The sequence below is a fragment of the Streptomyces griseus subsp. griseus genome (assembly GCF_000720255.1).
Lineage (GTDB): Bacteria > Actinomycetota > Actinomycetes > Streptomycetales > Streptomycetaceae > Streptomyces > Streptomyces griseus_I.
In genome coordinates this window covers 54,877-72,549 of the sequence record NZ_JOJE01000030.1, presented here as the reverse complement: position 1 = coordinate 72,549, position 17,673 = coordinate 54,877, and the positions used below count along the sequence as shown (strand labels likewise).

At 71.7% G+C, this 17,673-nt stretch carries 17 protein-coding genes; 10 read left to right on the top strand and 7 right to left on the bottom strand.

The annotated features are described in order from the left end of the window. The first annotated feature begins 34 nt into the window (after positions 1-34). On the top strand, positions 35-634 hold the full coding sequence (locus tag IG99_RS31375) for a TetR/AcrR family transcriptional regulator (protein WP_037679890.1): 600 nt from the start codon (positions 35-37) through the stop codon (positions 632-634). After that, on the top strand, positions 631-2,223 hold the full coding sequence (locus tag IG99_RS31370) for a glycerol-3-phosphate dehydrogenase/oxidase (RefSeq protein ID WP_037679887.1): 1,593 nt from the start codon (positions 631-633) through the stop codon (positions 2,221-2,223). Before IG99_RS31375 ends, IG99_RS31370 begins: the two co-directional genes overlap by 4 nt. 289 nt (positions 2,224-2,512) lie before the next feature. Here IG99_RS31370 and IG99_RS31365 read toward each other — a convergent pair whose 3' ends face one another. Then, a complete protein-coding gene (locus IG99_RS31365; protein WP_051866108.1) occupies positions 2,513-3,232 on the bottom strand; it encodes a LamG domain-containing protein in 720 nt (239 codons plus the stop codon). 315 nt (positions 3,233-3,547) lie between these two features. Between IG99_RS31365 and IG99_RS31360 the strand changes: the two genes are divergently transcribed. Beyond that, positions 3,548-4,837: a lipase family protein gene (locus IG99_RS31360; RefSeq protein WP_037680008.1), complete on the top strand. Its 1,290-nt coding sequence runs from the start codon at positions 3,548-3,550 to the stop codon at positions 4,835-4,837. A gap of 10 nt (positions 4,838-4,847) precedes the next feature. Here the strand turns inward: IG99_RS31360 and IG99_RS31355 are convergent, their stop codons facing one another. The 5 genes from IG99_RS31355 to IG99_RS31330 form a co-directional block, all read right to left on the bottom strand. Further along, on the bottom strand, positions 4,848-5,594 hold the full coding sequence (locus IG99_RS31355; protein WP_037679885.1) for a restriction endonuclease: 747 nt from the start codon (positions 5,592-5,594) through the stop codon (positions 4,848-4,850). 66 nt (positions 5,595-5,660) lie between these two features. Further along, complete coding sequence (locus IG99_RS31350; protein ID WP_037679883.1) at positions 5,661-5,972, bottom strand: STAS domain-containing protein; 312 nt, start codon at positions 5,970-5,972, stop codon at positions 5,661-5,663. Next, complete coding sequence (locus IG99_RS31345; RefSeq protein WP_037679882.1) at positions 5,969-7,264, bottom strand: PP2C family protein-serine/threonine phosphatase; 1,296 nt, start codon at positions 7,262-7,264, stop codon at positions 5,969-5,971. Before IG99_RS31345 ends, IG99_RS31350 begins: the two co-directional genes overlap by 4 nt. Next, the gene (locus IG99_RS31340; RefSeq protein WP_037679880.1) at positions 7,264-8,067 is read right to left on the bottom strand and encodes an alpha/beta fold hydrolase; all 804 of its coding nucleotides are present in this window, start codon (positions 8,065-8,067) and stop codon (positions 7,264-7,266) included. Before IG99_RS31340 ends, IG99_RS31345 begins: the two co-directional genes overlap by 1 nt. Before the next feature lie 367 nt (positions 8,068-8,434). After that, positions 8,435-9,331, bottom strand: a complete 897-nt coding sequence (locus IG99_RS31330; protein ID WP_037679876.1) for a lysozyme — start codon at positions 9,329-9,331, stop codon at positions 8,435-8,437. A 180-nt stretch (positions 9,332-9,511) separates the two neighbouring features. Between IG99_RS31330 and IG99_RS31325 the strand changes: the two genes are divergently transcribed. Further along, the gene (locus tag IG99_RS31325; protein WP_158973276.1) at positions 9,512-9,862 is read left to right on the top strand and encodes a hypothetical protein; all 351 of its coding nucleotides are present in this window, start codon (positions 9,512-9,514) and stop codon (positions 9,860-9,862) included. 171 nt (positions 9,863-10,033) lie between these two features. Here the strand turns inward: IG99_RS31325 and IG99_RS31320 are convergent, their stop codons facing one another. After that, entirely contained in the window at positions 10,034-10,843 is an 810-nt protein-coding gene (locus tag IG99_RS31320) for a class I SAM-dependent DNA methyltransferase (protein ID WP_037679872.1), read from the bottom strand. A gap of 268 nt (positions 10,844-11,111) precedes the next feature. Between IG99_RS31320 and IG99_RS31315 the strand changes: the two genes are divergently transcribed. The 6 genes from IG99_RS31315 (at position 11,112) to IG99_RS31290 (ending at position 17,557) form a co-directional block, all read left to right on the top strand. Beyond that, a complete protein-coding gene (locus IG99_RS31315; RefSeq protein ID WP_037679870.1) occupies positions 11,112-12,518 on the top strand; it encodes a cytochrome P450 family protein in 1,407 nt (468 codons plus the stop codon). Between the two features lie 138 nt (positions 12,519-12,656). Continuing rightward, positions 12,657-13,331, top strand: a complete 675-nt coding sequence (locus IG99_RS31310; RefSeq protein WP_037679869.1) for an SMI1/KNR4 family protein — start codon at positions 12,657-12,659, stop codon at positions 13,329-13,331. Positions 13,332-13,436: 105 nt separating this feature from the next. After that, positions 13,437-14,414, top strand: a complete 978-nt coding sequence (locus IG99_RS31305; protein WP_037679867.1) for a tripartite tricarboxylate transporter substrate binding protein — start codon at positions 13,437-13,439, stop codon at positions 14,412-14,414. 131 nt (positions 14,415-14,545) lie between these two features. Beyond that, on the top strand, positions 14,546-15,529 hold the full coding sequence (locus IG99_RS31300) for a Bug family tripartite tricarboxylate transporter substrate binding protein (protein ID WP_037679865.1): 984 nt from the start codon (positions 14,546-14,548) through the stop codon (positions 15,527-15,529). Positions 15,530-15,576: 47 nt separating this feature from the next. Next, positions 15,577-16,059, top strand: coding sequence for a tripartite tricarboxylate transporter TctB family protein (locus IG99_RS31295; RefSeq protein WP_078948017.1), 483 nt, complete (start codon positions 15,577-15,579; stop codon positions 16,057-16,059). A gap of 1 nt (position 16,060) precedes the next feature. Continuing rightward, positions 16,061-17,557, top strand: coding sequence for a tripartite tricarboxylate transporter permease (locus IG99_RS31290; RefSeq protein ID WP_037679862.1), 1,497 nt, complete (start codon positions 16,061-16,063; stop codon positions 17,555-17,557). Positions 17,558-17,673 lie beyond the last annotated feature (116 nt).

Genomic DNA, 17,673 nt, shown 5'->3' with positions numbered 1-17,673 from the left:
TCGCCCGGACTCACCGGCAGTTACACTGTGACACATGACGCCTATTCGTCACAACAACTCGGACAGCGACGTGGTGCTCGACGCGGTGCGCGACTGTGTCCTGGCCGTGGGAGTCCGCCGTACGACGCTGACCGACGTGGCCCGCCGCGCGGGTGTCTCGCGCATGACGATCTACCGGCGCTGGCCCGATGTGCGTTCCCTGGTCGGCGATCTGATGACCCGCGAGTGGGTCGAGGTGGCCACCCGCGCGAGGCCCGGGCGCCGCCCGGGGACGGACGCGCGCTCCCTCGTCGTCGACGGACTCGTGGCCGGCGTGGAGGCCTTCCGCGCCCACCCGCTCTTCCGCAAGATCGTCGACGTCGACCCCGAACTGCTCCTGCCCTACGTCCTGGACCGTCGCGGGGCCAGCCAGGAAGCGCTGCTGGAGCTGCTGGCGGGCGACCTGCGGGAGGGACACGCCGACGGATCGGTCCGGCCCGGTCACGCCGAACGGCAGGCCCGTTCCCTGCTGCTGATCGTGCAGTCCTTCACCCTGTCGCTGCGGACCATGACCGATGAGGACGACGCCGATCTGGACAGCGCCGCGTTCCTCGCCGAGTTGCGGACCATCCTGGAGAGGATCCTCACCCCATGAGCGCCGCCACCACTCCCCCGGTCCGCGGGTCGTCGCTGTCCACCGCCCGCCGCTCGCGCGAACTCGCCGACAGCGTGGGCGGCACGGATGTGGACGTCCTCGTCGTCGGACTCGGCGCGACCGGCGCCGGGGGCGCGCTGGACGCGGCGTCCCGCGGTCTGTCCGTCGTCGCCGTCGACGCCCACGATCTGGCCTTCGGCACCTCCCGCTGGAGCTCCAAGCTCATCCACGGCGGACTGCGCTACCTCGCCTCCGGCCAGCTGGACGTGGCGCACGAGAGCGCTGTGGAGCGCGGGGTGCTGATGGAGCGCACGGCGCCCCATCTGGTGCGCGCCCAGCCGTTCCTGCTGCCCCTCACCCCGCTGGTCCCCCGGGGCCAGGCGGCCCTGGCCTGGGCCGGCTTCCGGGCCGGCGACACCCTGCGGCTGGCCGCGCGCACGGCCCGGGCCACCCTGCCCGCGCCGCGCCGGCTCTCCACGGCGGAGGCCCGGCGCCTCGCCCCGTCGGTGCGGGCCGACGGTCTGCGCGGGGGGCTGCTGTCCTGGGACGGGCGGGTCACCGACGACGCCCGCCTGGTGATCGCCCTCGCCCGCACCGCCGCGGCGCACGGCGCGCGCGTCCTCACCCGGGTCCGGGTGCTGCGGCTCACCGGCTCCGGTGCCGTGGTGCGCGACGAACTCACCGGCGAGTCAGGGGAGATACGGGCTCGCGTGGTGGTCAACGCCTCGGGGGTGTGGGCGGGCGAGCTGGTGGACGGCATCCGGGTGCGGCCCTCGCGCGGCACACACATCGTGCTGCGCTCGGAGCACCTCGGCTCCCTGCCCACGGGCCTGCACATCCCGATCCCGGGCGAGAGCAACCGCTTCGTCCTCGTGCTCCCCCAGGGCGACGGCCGGGTCTACGTCGGACTCACCGACGAGCCCGTCGACGGCGAGGTCCCCGACGTTCCGGAGGCGCCGGAGACCGACATCGGCTTCCTGCTCGACGTGCTCGGCTCCGTCGTGACCACGCCGGTCCACCGGTCCGACGTGGTGGGCGCGTTCGCGGGGCTGCGCCCCCTCCTGGATTTCACTCCGGCGGGCCAGGCGGAGGACACGCGCCGCACCTCCGACATCTCCCGCCGACACGCCGTCATCACCTCGCCCGACGGGATCGTCACCGTGGTCGGCGGCAAGCTCACCACGTATCGGCGCATGGCCCAGGACGCGGTCGACGCCGCGGTGACCGCGGCGCGCCTCGACGCGGCCCCGTGCCGCACCGCCCGCCTCCCCCTGGTCGGCGCCGCACCCCCGCGCGTCCTCGACACCTTGCCGGCGGCCCCACGCCTCCTGCGGCGCTACGGGACCGAGGCACCGGCCGTCCAGGCGCTCGCCGCCCGCGACCCCCGCCTCGACGACCGCTTGCTGCCCGGACACCCCGCCACCCGGGCCGAGTTGCTGTGGGCCATCCGGCACGAGGGAGCCCTCGACGAGGCGGACCTGCTGGACCGGCGCACCCGCGTCGGACTGGTCCCGGAAGACCGGGCGGCCGCGCTGGAAGCCGTACGCGAGCTCCTCGAGGAGGCCCGTACGCGTGAGCCACGACCCTAGGCGTGTGATCCCAGCGGGCCGGGGGTCCTTCGGGATACCGGGGTGTCGGCCGTGACGTGCGGAAGGACCCGGTGGGCCGCCCGCCTCCTCCGAGGGGGCCGACGCGTAGTGGACGTTTCCCCTCGGAGCCGTCTCGCAGCGGCGGGCGGGCCATCCGGCCGGCCGTACCGACGCCCGCGCCCAGAAGCCCTGTTTGCGGTGTTCAGCGTCGTACTCGGCGTACGCGGGTGTTCGCCCGGTGCGGTGAGCCCAGGCACCCGCCCTCGAAGCAGGGGGCAGGTGCCGGGCGTCATGGGCAGGGCGGGACTTCGCGGAGCCCCTGGACGTCCGACCCATGCTGCGGGCGGTGCACGGTCAGGCTCGCGACCTCGAACGACATCTCCGTGACGTCGGGGTCGGGTGGCGGGTGGTAGCGGCCCGCGCACACGGAGAGGTTGACGATGAGGTAGGCGTGCCAGTCGCGTCCCACGCCGTGTCGGTCCCTGCAGAAGGGTGTGCCGTTCAGTGTCCACACGACGTGTCGGGCACCGAACTCCACGCCGAGGTCGATCCAGCCGCCGGGGCGGACGGCTTCGTCGCGGCGGTAGAGGTGACCGCCGCGCACATGGTTGGAGAGCTCCAGCAGGTCCGGGTTGTCCGGGTGGTACTCGAAGACGTCGATCTCCTGATCGCCGTCGCGCCAGGTCCAGATCGCCGGCCACGCGCCCATCTCGGTGGGCAGGCGCACCCGCGTCCGCAGCAGGTCCCCGGTGCGGACGAGGAACCCCTCCTCGCTGTCCTCGGTGGTCAGCAGCCCGGTGTCCCACAGGCCGTCGGGGCGGCGCGTCGCCCGGAACGTCCCGCTGCGGCAGTAGGCGGGGTCGGCGACCAGGTGATCCAGCTTGTTGTCGCCCGGGTTGACGGGTCCACCATCGGGATAGGCCCACGAGCGCCCCGCGACCCATTGCCGCGGCGAGGCGAAGTCGCCGGTGAAGACGGGGGCGGCGGTGAAGACGGGGTCGGCCGGCATACGGCTCCTCCATTGCCCTGGCGTGGACAGGCGCAGGGGTTCTGCCCGAGCCGGACGTCGGCATGCCGTCCTACGGGGAGTCAAGTGCCTCTATCACTCTCGCGGGTGAAAACCCATCTCCTTTCCCTACGCCACGCACTTGATCGCCCACATAGTTACCCCAGTGTTACTTTCCAGTATGTAACCGGCGGTAACAAGCAGTGCTAGTTTTTCGCGCACCCAACACCGGAGCAGCGCGAGGAGTGAACTGTGAGCCGCTACACAGCACGTCCGCCTTCCACGTTCAGCCGTCTGACCGCAGCCGCGGTCGCCGCCATGGCATGTCTCTGCGTCGACGCGACCCCGGCCGACGCCGCCACGGTCGCCGAACCCGTCGTGTCCCGGGGGGTCACCATCCCCGCCTTCTACACGCCACCCACCCAGCTTCCCGCGACCAACGGCACGTTGATCCGCCAGGAGCCCCTCCCCCTCGGGCTCTCGCTGCCCGGCCTCGACGGCCGCCCCCTGCCGGGCACCGCCACCCGCCTGATGTACAAGTCCACCGACGCCGACGGCCGGGCCGTGGCCGTGACCGGCGCCTACATCGAGCCGTCGGCCGACTGGAAGGGCGACGGGCCCCGGCCCCTGGTCGCGATGGCCTCCGGGACCATGGGGCAGGGTGACCAGTGCGCACCCTCGTTCGCCCTGGAGCACCCGCTCACCCTCACCGAGCAGACCGCGTCCATCGGCTACGAGAATCTGGCGATCTACCGTCTCCTCGCCACCGGAGCGGCCGTCGTCGTCACCGACTACGTCGGCCTCGGCGCCACCGACCGTCTGCACACCTACGTCAACCGCCTGGACCAGGGCCACGCGGTGCTGGACGCCGTCCGTGCGGCGCGTGCCTTGCCCGCCACCTCCCTCGCCCCCGCCTCCCGGGTCGCCCTCTACGGCTACAGCCAGGGCGGCGGCGCCACCGCCTCGGCGGCCGAACTGCAGCCGACGTACGCGCCCGACATCCAAATCGCCGGGACCTACTCGGGCGCGCCGCCCGCCGATCTGACCGCCGTCATGAAGGGGATCGACGGGAGCGCCCTGGCCGGGGCCCTCGGCTGGTCGATCAACGGGTTCGCCCAGGCGTACCCGGATCTGCGCAGTGTCGTCGACGCGAACATAAACGACGCCGGGCGCAAGGCCCTCGCCGACATGTCGACCATGTGCGTGGGCGACGCGATCCTGGGCTACGGCTTCGCCAACAGCACCGCGTGGACGACCAGCGGCAAGTCGGTCGCCGACATCATCGCCGCCGAGCCCCGCGCCCAGGCCGTCCTCGACCGGCAGCGCATCGGGACGCTCAAGCCGACCGGGCCGGTCCGGCTGGCCACCGGGATCCAGGACGACATCGTTCCGCACGGCCAGGCCCGTCAACTGGCCGTGGACTGGTGCCGCAAGGGTGGCGACATCACCTACGAGGCCGTGGACCTGCCCAACCTCGGCGACCGGCTCCTCACCAACCACATGGCCCCGCTCATCACCGACCAGAGCGCGGCGATCTCCTGGCTCACCGACCGCCTGGAGGGCGAACCCACCACGTCCAACTGCTGGACGCTGCCCTTCCAGCGCTGAGGGGGTGACGTCAGCGGGCCTCGACTGCCCGGGCGGCCCCGGCGGTCTCCCAGGGCCGTGGCCCGCTTCCGTCGGCCCAGGCCAGCAGGTCCTGCCGGTCCACACAGACGATCCCGCACTGCTCGGCGTACTCCACCGCCGGCGCGGTGAAGTCACTGGTGGTGACGAGGACGGCGACATCGGCCTCGTGGACGGTGAAGCAGGTGCCGCCGAAGCGCTGCATGTCCTGGGAGCCGACCCGGTGGGAGTCGCCGTAGCGCTTGCACTGGATGACGATCCGCCACCCCTCGGGGGACACGGCCACGACATCGGCGCCCAGGTCCCCGGCACCTCCGACGACCTCCACGGCGGAACACGCGTCCCGCTCGCAGAGGAAGGCGATCGCCGCCTCGAACTCCTCGGGGTCCAGGGCGTCGTAGTCGATGTCGATGCCCTCGGCCACGCGCTGACGGGGAACGGCCGCGGTCTCCAGCGCGTCGGCCGCCTGCGTCGCCGCCTCGTCGAGAGCGGTCGCGGCCCGTCGTGCCGCTCTCGCCAGGTGCAGGCGGCGCCCGAGGCCGGCGACGGCCGCCACACCCAGCAGGGCCAGGACGAACGCCCAGCCGGGATGTCGCTCCACGGTATCGGCCACCGTGCGGGCCGCGAATCCCAGGATGCTCACCACCAGGGCGAGCAGGACGAAGAAGAAAGCTGTCGAGCGCAGGTCGAACGCTCGCCGACGGTACGCGGGCGGTGTACGACGCGCAGGTGCGGCCACGGTGATGAACCCCCTCTTGGGACGGACGTGAAGATCACCTCCTCCGTCTGCCCAAGATCGGCTCGTTCAGTGGATCGTGAAGATCTGGTCGAGGCCGACGATGCGCAGGATGCGCATCGTGTTCGCCGGTACGCCGGTCAGGGCGACGTCGGCGCCGGCGGCGGTGGCGTGGTTGCGGGCGGCGATCAGGGCGGTGATGCCGCTGGAGTCGCAGAACTCGAGACCGGCCAGGTCGAGGATCAGACACTGACCGGGGTCGAGGGTGAACCGGGCGACCCGGTCGCGCAGTTCGGAGGCGTTGGAGTAGTCGAGTTCTCCGCCGATCTCCAGTACCGGACCGGTGGCGGCGTCTCTTGGAGTGATCTTCAGCAGGCTCATGGCGTTGTCTTCGTCGTGGGGTCGGAGTGGATCGGGACGGAGGAAGGGGCTCCCAGGGCGAGGAGGGCGGTGTCGTCGTCCAGACCGTCGCCGAACGCGTTCAGCAACTCGGTCAGCGCCTTGACCACGTCCTTCGGCGGGGCGCCGGCGTGGCGGGTGGCGAACTCCCGCAGGGCGTCGTCGCCGTACAGCGCGCGGTCGGGCCCGGTACGGGCTTCGGTGAGGCCGTCGGTGTACAGCAGCAGCGTGTCGCCCGGGGCCAGTGTGGTGGTGACCGGGGTGAAACGCGCCGTGGGCAGTATGCCCACCAGGAGCCCGCCGGGGGTGGGCAGGAACTCGCTGTCGCCGTCGGCCCGCAGGACCAGGGCCGGAGGGTGGCCTCCGGAGGCCAGTGACACGGTGACCCGGCCGCTGTCCCGGTCGGGTTCGAGGGTGCCGAATATCGCGGTGCAGTAACGCGGATCGCTGCCGGTGTAGCGCTCGTGGAGCACGGTGTTCAGCGTGTTCAGGGCGGCGACCGGGTCGGGGTCGTGGAGGGCCGCCGCGCGCAGGGTGTAGCGGGTGAGCGAGGTGACGGCGGCGGCCTCGGGGCCCTTGCCGCACACGTCGCCCAGGAAGAAGGCACACTGTTTGCCGTCGAGGGCGAAGACGTCGTAGAAGTCTCCGCCGAGGCGGTCGGGCGAGGCCGTGTGGTAGTAGGCGGCGGTCTCCAGACCGGGCACGGCGGGGAGTGTGTCGGGCAGCAGGCTGCGTTGCAGGACGGCGAACGCCTGCTGGAGCCGGGCGCGGTCGGCCTCCGCCTGCTGCCGGGCCTGCTCGGCGGCCTTCCGGCCGCGCAGGAGTTCCTCCTCGTAGGCGCGCCGGTCCCCGGCGTCGAACAGGGTGGTGCGGATCAGGAGCGGTTGGCCCTCGGAGCCGTACTTCAGGGCCGAGGAGACCAACACGGGCATGCGGGTGCCGTCGGCGGCCTTGATCTCCAGGGCGATGCCGCCGATCTCGCCCTGCATGCGCAGCAGCGGGGCGAAGTGGGTCTCGTGGTAGAGCCTGCCGCCCACGGTGAGCAGGTCGGCGAAGCGCATGCGCCCGACGACGTCGTCCTGGGTGAGGCCGAGCCAGCCGAGGAGGGTGGCGTTGATCTTCGCGATCGTGCCGTCCATCAGCGTGGACAGATAGCCGCACGGGGCGGTCTCGTACAACTCCTCGGCACTGTCCTCCAGCAGCGAGGCGAAGACCGCGTCCGCCGCGTCGTCGTCCGATTCGTGCGGGTCTGGCACCTGCCCGACTCGGCACATCACCGCAGGTCCGCGAGGAACCGGGTGATCGCCTCGTTGGTGGCCTCGGGTGCGGACAGGTGCGGGCAGTGGCCGGTGGCGTCCAGGGTGACCAGCCGGGAACCCGGGATCGCCGCGTGCACGAACGCCCCCACCTCGCGCGGGGCGATGGCGTCCTGCACGCACTCCAGGATCAGTGTCGGCACGGTGACCGTCTTCAGATCCTCGCGGGAGTCGGACAGGAAGGTGGTGCGGGCGAAGACATGGGCCATGTCCGGGTCGGTGGCGCAGAAGCTGTTGGTCAGCTCCTCGCCGAGTTCGGGCCGTTCCGCGTTCCCCATGATCACCGGGGCCATCGCGGCCGACCAGCCCAGATAGTTGGCCTCCAGGGACGCCAGCAGTTCGTCGATGTCCTCGGAGCTGAATCCGCCGCGGTAGCCCTCGTCGTCGAGGTAGCGGGGCGAGGGCGCGACCATCACCAGGGAGCCGATGCGCTCCGGGGCCCGCCCCGCGGCCAGGACGCCGATCATGGCGCTGACCGAGTGCCCGACGAACACGGCGTCCCGCAGGTCGAGTGCCTCGCACACCTCCACCACGTCCTGGGCGTAGCCGTCCAGGGATGAGTAGCGGTCCTCGCTGAAGGCGGACGGGTCGGAGCGGCCCGAGCCGACGTAGTCGAAGAGCACCACCCGGTGGGTGTCCACGAGGGCGGGCACGGTGAGCCGCCACATGTTCTGGTCGCAGCCGAACCCGTGGGCCAGGACGACGACCGGTCCCGTCGGGTTGCCCGTGACGGTGACGTTGTTGCGGCGGGGGGTGTCCATGCCCGTGATCCTCTCACCACGGGCATGGGTTCATGTCATCCCGTCCGGTGGTCGCCCCCGGCGTTCAGCAACTGCTGGAAGTGGGCCATGCAGGTCAGACAGTGGCGGTCGGTGTCGGCCCCGCCGGGCCCCGTTGCGGAAAGCTCCACTCCGCAGAGACTGCTTCTCGCGTGCCGGGCCACCACGTGCCACACCAGATCGGAGCTTCCTGTCTGCGGACCTACGCACATCTCGTACACGACGCGCCTCCCTTGACGGCGATGCTTCCAGCGCACCGCACCATCGCCGCCACGTCCCGGTGGGCGGGCCGTTCGCGTGAATTTCCGGCGCGTCCCGGTGGCGCGAGGTTTGCGGACCTGCGCGCGGGTCAGCCGATGGCGAGGGCCCGCAGGTCCTGGGGGGCTCCCCGGAAGGCGTCGTGGTCGCCGACCGTGCGGCCCGTCGAGGTGTACTGCCACATCGTGTAGTGGCTCCAGCCCGCGGGCAGGGTGCCCGCGTCGGAGGCGTACCGGGCGATCCACAGCGGGTTGGTGGCGGCGAAGCCGCCGTAGTTCCCGGTGCAGGTGGTCCACCAGCTCGTCGCCGTGTAGATCACGGCGTCCCTGCCGGTGCGGGCCCTGTAGCGGTTCAGGAAGTCGCGGATCCAGCTGACGAGCCCGCTCTGCGACTTGCCGTAGCAGGCGTCCCCGTAGGGGTTCCACTCCATGTCGAGGGCGCCCGGCAGGGTCTTTCCGTCCGCGGACCAGCCGCCGCCGTGGTCGACGAAGTAGTCGGCCTGGGTGGCGCCGCTCGCGGTGTCCGGGGTCGCGAAGTGGTAGGCGCCGCGGATCATGCCGATGTCGTAGGAGCCGCCGTACTGCTGGGCGAAGGACGGATTGCGGTACGAGGTGCCCTCGGTGGCTTTGGAGTAGGCCCACTTGACGCCGCTGCCCCAGAGGGTCGACCAGGCGACGGAGCCCTGGTAGCTGGCCACGTCGACACCCTCGGTGAGGGTGGCCCGGGCCCGGCCGGGCGTGCCGGACCACCCGTCGTGGGTCAGGACCCCCATGCCCATGTAGGCCGAGCCACGGACCGGGACCTGACCGGCCGGGGAGGCGCGGACCGGGCGGTGGTCGGCCGGGGAGGCGCGGACCGGGCGGTGGTCGGCCGCCGAGGGGGTGGCGGTCAGGGGCAGGACGAACGCGAGCACGGCGACCAGTAGGCCCGTCGTGCGCAGTCGGAAGCGGCGCGCCGCTGTGATCAGGGATCTATGCACGGATCCCATCCGACCCACAGTCACGTCTCCCCGCACGTCGGCGTCGTCCACCCGGGGCCCGCCGCCGTTCTCCCACGCGACCCCGTGATCCGACGTCTGAACGTCGGGTGTCCGGGTATTCGGGCGTGACAGGTCATCACACGCGTCGTCGGTCACCACCCGGACGGCGCTGAGCCATGAGGGGTTGGGATGAGGAGCTTGGTGCGCCGGCGCGGCCGCACGACTCGGGAACTGTCCGCACGACACGCACGTCACCTGCGCGCACAGTTGGGTGTCGCCGCCGACATCGCCATCACCGTGCGGCGCAGGGAGGTGATCGCCCGTCTGCGGGCCGATCTGCGCGCCGGCGGCGAGCGGGTGCTGCGCGGCCGGGTGACCGTCGACGACGTCCTCGAGTACGCCCGTCAGCACTTCGGCCTCACCGCGGTCCCCCGCGACCAGGCCGCCTCCGTACTGCGCGCACGCTATGAACTGCGGGCCGGCAACGTGGACCTGGACACCGACGCCTACTGCGCGTCGTACCGGCCGACGGCGGCCTGAGCACCGGCGCCCCGTCCGGCCCTCACCGCGGATCTTCGACTGGCCGTGCGGCCGCTCCTCCCCGTCGTCCATGAGGCGCGCGTACAAGCCGAGCCCGCGGCACGACGACCACCCACGAGCTGCCAGAACACCAGCCGCCCCCGAGCCGCCCCCGCCCGGCCCTCACCTCGGTCACACCGCTTCGCCCGGCAGCGCGGAACGGCTCACGCGGATCTTCGACTGGCCGTGCGGCCGCTCCTCCCAGTCGTCCATGAGGCGCGCGTACAAGCCGTGCCCGCGGGCGAGGGACAGGAGGGTCTCGGCCCGGTAGTAGAAGTCCTCGTGCAGGACCTGGTGTTCGGTGCCCTCGGTGCGGTCGAAGGTGAAGTCGAAGAAACCCTTCTCGGTCAGGACCCGGCCGACGTGGGCGAGGCACTCCTCGATGACGTGCGGCGGGGAGTGGGAGAAGACGCTGTGCGCGTGGACGACGTCGAAGTGGTCGTCGGGGAGGAAGTCCAGGGTGAGGTCGCCGGTGAGGGTCAGGTGCGGCAGCTTGTCCTGGAGGCGGCGCTCGGTGAGTGTCCTCTTGGCGGCGATGAGGATGTCGGGTGAGATGTCGATGCCGTAGTAGTGGCCCGGGGCGAGGTAGTCGATGAAGCGCCAGCCGCCACGCAGGTTTCCGCAGCCGATGTCGAGCATCCGGTGTTCGGGGGCGAGGCCGTGTTCGACGAGGTAGTCGAACTGCATCTGTCCGAGGGCCAGCCACCGTTCGTGGGACCTGCTGCCGACGGCGGCCTCCGGGTCGCGGCGGGTGTCCCCGGCCATCACCGCCCGGTAGTAGCCGACGTGGTCGGGATGTCTGAGGCGCAGCCAGGTGTCCCGGGTGGCGCGGCGCAGGTACGGGGCGACACGGCCGGGGTGCAGCAGGGCGTATCCGATCTTGTGGGTGAGGGTGGACCGGTCGCGGTCCGGTGTCCTGCGGGGGTTGCTGCGCTGGGCCATGCGGTGACCTCCGTAGCGGGGGCGCTCCCCGATGCGGGAAGGAGCCCGTGAGCGCTCTCCTGTCCACGGCACCACCGCCCCCGCCGGTCCACCAGCGAACCGGCCCGTCCGGGTGGTGCGCGTCCCACGGGACCGCTGCGGTTACTGGTGGGTTCAGTCATGTCGGACCCGCTGTTCGAGCGCCGCGGGCGATCATCTTTACTCTGTGGGGCCGTCACGTACACGGAGCGTCCAGCCCGGAGCAGCGCCCGTCGTAGGAAAGGAAGTCATGGGGTCCCATCCGAGCAGCGGGCCGACAGCCCCTCACGAGCCGCTGGAGTCACTGAGCCTGGAGCCGCTCATGACCCGGGACTACGAACGCGACCCGGCCCTCGTCTACGAGCGCCTGCGCCGTACGCACGGTCCGGTGGCGCCGGTCGACCTGCTGGGCGTCCCCGTCTGGCTGGTCCTGGGCTACGAGGAGTCGCTGGAGGTCCTCCGGGACGACGACGCCTGGCCCAAGGGACTGGAGAACTGGCGGGCCCGTGAGGAGGGGAGGGTCCCGGAGGACTGGCCGCTGGCCCCGTCGCTCGACGTCAACCACGTGCTCATCCAGGGTGGAGAGGGCCACCGGGGTCTGCGGGCCGCGTGGGACGCGGCTCTGCGGCCCTTCCAGGACCCGCGCAACCCGCGGGCCCGGCAGCTCAGGGCGAGCATCGCCCGCGACGCGGACGAGCTGATCACGCTGCTGTCCCAGGGCGGCGGCACCGGCTGGGCGGACCTGTCGGCCCAGTTCTCGCGGCCGTTGCCGTTGATGGTCGCCAGTCATCTGCTCGGCTTTCCCGGCTCCCAGAACGACGACGCGCTGATGGACATGTGGCGCGTGCTGGACGCCGGCCCCGACGCCGGGCCCGCCCTGGAGCGGCTGCTGGCGGCCCTTGCGGACCTCGGCGCGCTGAAGATGAAGGAGCCGGGCGACGACTTCCCGTCGTATCTGCTCGCCGCCCACCCCGGCCTCGGTGTCGAGGAGCTGGCCCGGGAGCTGATGATGCTGCTCGGCATGACCTCGGACCATGTCGGCATCCTGATCTCCAACACGGTCGTCGAGGTGATCAGCGGGAACGCCTCGACGCGGGCCAGCCTGTCGGCGGGGATGATCAGGGAGACCATGAACCGGGTGGTGATGCAGAAGCCGCCGCTGATCAACTTCGTGCCGCGGTTCCCCGTGGCCGACACCCGGCTGGGCGACTACACCCTCGCGGCGGGCGACCCGGTGTGGGTGTCCGTCGGTGCCGCGCACGCCGACCCGGCCTTCTCGGACAACGTCTGCCCCGCGTCCACCATCAGCACCCGGGCGCACCTGGCCTGGGGCGCCGGGCCGCGCCAGTGCCCGGCCAGGGAGCTGGCGACCACCACGGCGGCGATCGGGGTGAGCCGGCTGATCGAGCGCCTGTCGGGTCTGGAGCTCTCGCTGCCCGTCGACCAACTCCCCTGGCGCTCCTCCCCCTTCATGCGCGGCCTGCGCTCGCTGCCCGTCCGCTACTCCCTCGCGAACCCGCCCGCCGCCCCGCCCGCGGGAGTGCCGCCCCTGCCCGCCGCCCCGCCCTCCATCGGTGACGCTCCGGCCCTCGACGCCACGGAGAGGCCACGGTCGTCGCTGTGGCGCTACCTGGCCGGACTGGTCCGCGGGCGGTGACGCGTTGGCCGCCCAATGCGCGGGCGGCCACCCGGCTCGCGATCAATCGGTCTCAGCGTCGGTGACGCCCGTCCGCCTCCCGGGTGCGGGGCGCATTCCCGGTCCGAGTGTCGGCGGCCGTCGATAGGGTCGGGCACCATGACCGACTGGACCGGGGTACGCGAGCGGGTTCTGGCTCTGGCCGCGGTGCCGGGCAGCGACAAGGTGTTCGGGGCGATGGGGCACGGATTCGCGCTCGATCCGCCTCTGACGGCCTCCGAGGTGGCCGATCTCGAAGCGTGGTCGGGTGTTGAGCTGCCCGAGGACTATCGCTCGTTCCTGATGCATGTCGGAGCCGGCGGCGCCGGCCCGGCCTACGGCGTCCTTCCGGTGCGGCGCGAGGGCGTCGGCGGTTGGCGCTGGGTCGGCGACCTTCCTGAGGAGGTCGAGCCGGACATGCTCGCCGAGCTGTTCCCGGGAGGGGCGGACCCGGTGGCAGCGGCAGGGATCCTGGCTGAGCGGCCGTTCAGGGAGCAGTTCGACGACCTCGCCGATCTCGACGCGGCCTTCGACGTGTGGGAGGAGCGTCCGGCCGAGGTGCAGTACGACCCTCGCTCCACTGCTGGGGCGCTGTGTCTGTGCGATGAGGGCTGCGGGCTGATGGTCTGGCTGGTCGTCACGGGCTCGGAGCGCGGACGGATGTGGCGTGACCCGCGCTGCGACGGCACGGATCTGCACCCGATGCGCGACGCCGACGGCTCTCCGCTGGACTTCGCCGCTTGGTACCTCGGGTGGCTCACGGCCGCCGAGGCTGTCTGCGGCCTGGACCGATGACGGCGACCACAACGAACTCAACCTGCGTTGCGGACACAAGTGGGGCCGCTCGCGCGGGGAGCCGCACACTCGTGACATCGGTGTGCCGACGGGGAGTGAGGCGGTGTGGAGGGTCGGGCGCGTGCCGTACGGGGTGCCGTCGCCGCCGCGTCGGCCCTGCTCGTCGTGAGCGCTTGCGGTGGCTGGCCGGGCGGCGGGCAGCAGCCCGGCCAGGAGCTGCGGATCATGGTTCCCAACACTCCCGGCGGCGGCTACGACACCACGGCCCGCACCACCGCCCGAGTGCTCCAGGAAGCGGGGATCGCACCGGACGTCCAGGTCTTCAACCTGCCGGGCGCCGGCGGCACCGTGGGCCTGCAACGCATCGTCAACGAGCGGGGCAACGGCACGCTGGCTCTGCAGATGGGCCTGGGAGTCGTCGGGGCGTCGCACGTCCTGCACTCCACGGCGACCGTCGCCCGGACCACGCCCCTGGCCCGGCTGATCGAGGAGGCGGGTGCCGTGGTCGTACGGAGCGACTCGCCGTACCGGACGATCGACGAGCTCGTCACCGCCTGGCGCGCGGCCCCCGGTCATGTGTCCGTGGGTGGCGGCTCCGCCCCGGGCGGGCCCGACCACCTGCTGCCCGTGGAACTGGCCCGGGCGGTCGGCATCGCGCCGGAACGGGTTCATTACGTGCCCTACGACGGCGGCGGAGGCGACCTGCTGCCCGCCCTCCTGGACGGGAAGGTCGACTTCGCCACCAGCGGGTTCGGTGAGTTCCTCGGCCAGATCGAGGCCGGCCGGCTCCGGGTCCTCGCGGTCACGAGCGAGCGGCCGGTGCGTGCTCTGCCGGGCGTCCCGACCCTCAAGGCCTGCGGTGTCGACCTGGTCTTCCACAACTGGCGGGGCGTGGTCGCGCCGCCCGGCATCAGCGACCGGGACGAGAAGCGCTGGATCGACGCCCTGACCGCGCTGCACGACTCCCCCGCGTGGCGGACCGAACTCACCCGGCACGGCTGGGACGACGTCTTCCTCACCGGCGAGGCCTTCCGGAGATACCTCGAGCGACAGGACGAGTTCGTCGCCGGCCTGGTGAAGTGACAGCCGCACCCCAAGGGAAGGTCATGTGATCGCAAAGACCACAACCTCCCTTGCTTACCGAAGCGAGACAGCCGGATTTGCCCGCGGGCACCATGTGGGCCACCCCAGCACCTCGAAAGGCGGTGACTCACATGCGTCTGCGCACCCCCCTCAACCTGCTCACGGCGGTCGCCCTCGTGCTCGCGGGACCGCCCCTGCTCACCGCGGGCGACGGTGCCGACAGCGGCACACGGATCCCTGGCCTGCGTTTCATGGTCCCCAACTCCCCCGGCGGCGGATACGACATCACGGCCCGCACCGCCGCGAAGAACGCCGAGGACGCCGGACTCACGCACAACATCGAGGTGTTCAACCTGCCGGGCGCCGGCGGCACCGTCGGTCTGAGCCGGCTGGTCAGCGAACACGGCAACGGCAAGCTCGCGATGTCGATGGGACTCGGCGTGGTCGGCGCCGTCCGCTCCAACCACGCGCCGAAGACCCTCGCCGACACCACCCCCATCGCCCGGCTCACCGAGGAGCAGGACGTCGTCGTGGTCGCCAAGAATTCCCCGTACAGGACGGTCGACGAGCTCATCGAGGCCTGGAGGAAGAACCCCGGGAAGCTGCCGGTGGGCGGCGGTTCGTCGCCCGGTGGGCCGGACCACCTCGCGCCGATGCTGATGGCGCGGGCCGCCGGGATCGCCCCGAAGGAGGTCAACTACATCCCCTTCGACGGCGGTGGCGAACTGCTCGCTTCGATCCTCGGCAGCAAGGTCGCCTTCGGGGTCTCCGGCGTCGGCGAGTACCTCGACCAGATCAAGGCCGGCGAGCTGCGGGTCCTCGCGGTCACCGGCCCGGAGCGGGTCGACGAGCTCGACGCCCCCACCCTCAAGGAGTCGGGGTACGACGTCGACTTCACCAACTGGCGCGGCATCGTCGCCCCGCCGGGCCTGTCCGACGCCGAGCGCCACAAGCTCACCCGCCTGGTCGAGGAGCTGCACGACTCGCCCGAGTGGCGGAAGTCCCTGCGGCAACACGGCTGGGACGACGCCTTCCTGACCGGTGAGAAGTTCGGCGCGTTCCTGGCCGCCCAGGACAAGCGCGTGGTCTCCGTACTGAAGGAGCTCGGCCTGTGACCGCCTCCGCCGTTCCCGAGGCCGAGACCGCGAAGCGCTCCTCATGGATGCGCGAGCACTCCGAACTCGGCCTATGTGTCCTGCTGTTGGCTCTCGGGGTGCTGGTCCTGACCGACGCCCTCACCATGGACGTCGACATCGCGCAACGCGGTCCCGTCGGACCGAGGACCGTGCCGGTCGTCGTCGGCGCGGGTCTGCTGGTGGTCGCCGCCCTGCTCGCCCTCGACGTCCTGCGCGGCGGCCGAGGACAAGCCGAGGGCGGCGAGGACGTCGACCTGTCCGAACCCGCCGACTGGCGTACGGTGCTGCTGCTCGCAGGAGTCTTCCTGGGCTCCGCCGTCCTCATCGAGCCGCTCGGCTTCCCCGTGGCGGGGGCGCTGTTGTTCTGGGGTGCCGCCTTCGCGCTCGGCAGCCGCCGGATCGACCGCGACCCGCTCATCGCGGCCGTCCTCTCCTTGGTCACCTACACCGTCTTCAACAACCTGCTCGGGGTACCGCTGCCCGGCGGCCCGCTGATGGGAGCGCTGTGACATGAACGCCCTCAACTCCCTGTTGGACGGCTTCGGGACCGCGCTCACCCCGCTGAACCTGCTGTGGGCGGCGCTCGGCGTGCTGCTCGGCACCGCCATCGGCGTCCTGCCCGGCATCGGCCCGGCGATGGCGGTGGCGCTGCTGCTGCCGGTGACGTACGGACTCGATCCGATCGCCGCGTTCATCATGTTCGCGGGCATCTACTACGGCGCCATGTTCGGCGGCTCGACCACCTCGATCCTGCTCAACACCCCCGGTGAGAGCGCGGCCGTGGTCGCGGCCATGGAGGGCCACCCGATGGCGAAGTCGGGGCGCGGCGCACAGGCTCTGGCGGCGGCCGCCATCGGGCACTTCGCGGGCGGCATGGTCGGTACGGTCCTGCTGGTCGCGCTCGCTCCGGCGGTCGCGAAGCTGGCGGTGGACATCGGTGCCCCGGACTACTTCGCCATCATGGTGCTGGCGTTCATCGCGGTGACGTCGGTGCTGGGCTCGTCCCGGATCAGGGGGCTCGCGTCCCTGCTGATCGGGCTGACGCTCGGTCTGGTGGGCCTGGACCAGATGACCGGCCAGCAGCGCCTGACCTTCGGCTCGCTCCAACTCGCCGACGGCATCGACGTGGTGATCGTGGCGGTCGGACTGTTCGCGATCGGCGAGGCCCTGTGGGTGGCGGCCCATCTGCGCCGCGGCCAGGGCGAGCCGATACCGGTGGGCCGGCCGTGGCTCGGCCGTGACGATGTGCGACGGACCTGGAAGTCGTGGCTGCGCGGCCCGTTCATCGGCTTCCCGTTCGGCGCGATCCCGGCCGGGGGCGCGGAGATCCCCACGTTCCTGTCGTACGTCACGGAGAAGCGTCTGTCGAAGCACAAGGACGACTGGGGCAAGGGCGCGATCGAGGGCGTCGCGGGACCGGAGTCGGCGGCGTCGGCGTCGGCCGCGGGCACCCTGGTGTCGATGCTGACCCTGGGCCTGCCCACGACGGCGGTCGCGGCGGTGATGCTGGCCGCTTTCCAGCAGTACGGCATCCAGCCCGGACCCCTCTTGTTCGAGCGGGAGCCCGAGCTGGTGTGGGGCCTGATCGCGTCCCTGTTCGTCGGCATGGTGCTGCTGCTCGCGCTCAACCTGCCGCTGGCTCCGGTGTGGGCGAAACTGCTGCGCATCCCCCGGCCGTACCTGTACGCGGGGATCCTGTTCTTCGCCGCGGTCGGCGCGTACGCGGTGGGCGGCGAGGTCGTCGACCTGGTGATCCTGCTGATCATCGGGCTGATCGGCTTCGGCATGCGGCGCTACGGCCTGCCGGTGCTGCCCGCCGTCATCGGCGTCATCCTCGGCCCGAACGCCGAGCAACAGCTGCGACGTGCCCTGCAGATCAGCGACGGCAGCGTCACGGGACTGGTCAACACACCGTTCTCGGTGACGGTCTACGCGGTGATCGCGCTCCTGCTGGTGTGGCCGCTGCTGAGGAAGCTCGTCGTCCGCGGCCGTACCGCCGCCTCCTGAACCGTCCGACGGCCGCGTGCCACCGGCTCTTTCGCGGTGGTCGGACGGAGGTCATGATGGTGCGACCCGTCACAGGAACCGCCCGGTCGTGTCAGCAGCAGAGATGTGAGTTCGTC

Coding starts and splice junctions, on each gene's coding strand:
- IG99_RS31375 (WP_037679890.1), top strand. CDS start 35: ATGACGCCTATTCGTCACAACAACTCGGACAGCGACGTGGTGCTCGAC.
- IG99_RS31370 (WP_037679887.1), top strand. CDS start 631: ATGAGCGCCGCCACCACTCCCCCGGTCCGCGGGTCGTCGCTGTCCACC.
- IG99_RS31365 (WP_051866108.1), bottom strand. CDS start 3,232: ATGCCGGCCGACCCCGTCTTCACCGCCGCCCCCGTCTTCACCGGCGAC.
- IG99_RS31360 (WP_037680008.1), top strand. CDS start 3,548: ATGGCATGTCTCTGCGTCGACGCGACCCCGGCCGACGCCGCCACGGTC.
- IG99_RS31350 (WP_037679883.1), bottom strand. CDS start 5,972: ATGAGCCTGCTGAAGATCACTCCAAGAGACGCCGCCACCGGTCCGGTA.
- IG99_RS31345 (WP_037679882.1), bottom strand. CDS start 7,264: ATGTGCCGAGTCGGGCAGGTGCCAGACCCGCACGAATCGGACGACGAC.
- IG99_RS31340 (WP_037679880.1), bottom strand. CDS start 8,067: ATGGACACCCCCCGCCGCAACAACGTCACCGTCACGGGCAACCCGACG.
- IG99_RS31330 (WP_037679876.1), bottom strand. CDS start 9,331: ATGGGATCCGTGCATAGATCCCTGATCACAGCGGCGCGCCGCTTCCGA.
- IG99_RS31325 (WP_158973276.1), top strand. CDS start 9,512: ATGAGGAGCTTGGTGCGCCGGCGCGGCCGCACGACTCGGGAACTGTCC.
- IG99_RS31320 (WP_037679872.1), bottom strand. CDS start 10,843: ATGGCCCAGCGCAGCAACCCCCGCAGGACACCGGACCGCGACCGGTCC.
- IG99_RS31315 (WP_037679870.1), top strand. CDS start 11,112: ATGGGGTCCCATCCGAGCAGCGGGCCGACAGCCCCTCACGAGCCGCTG.
- IG99_RS31310 (WP_037679869.1), top strand. CDS start 12,657: ATGACCGACTGGACCGGGGTACGCGAGCGGGTTCTGGCTCTGGCCGCG.
- IG99_RS31300 (WP_037679865.1), top strand. CDS start 14,546: ATGCGTCTGCGCACCCCCCTCAACCTGCTCACGGCGGTCGCCCTCGTG.
- IG99_RS31295 (WP_078948017.1), top strand. CDS start 15,577: ATGCGCGAGCACTCCGAACTCGGCCTATGTGTCCTGCTGTTGGCTCTC.
- IG99_RS31290 (WP_037679862.1), top strand. CDS start 16,061: ATGAACGCCCTCAACTCCCTGTTGGACGGCTTCGGGACCGCGCTCACC.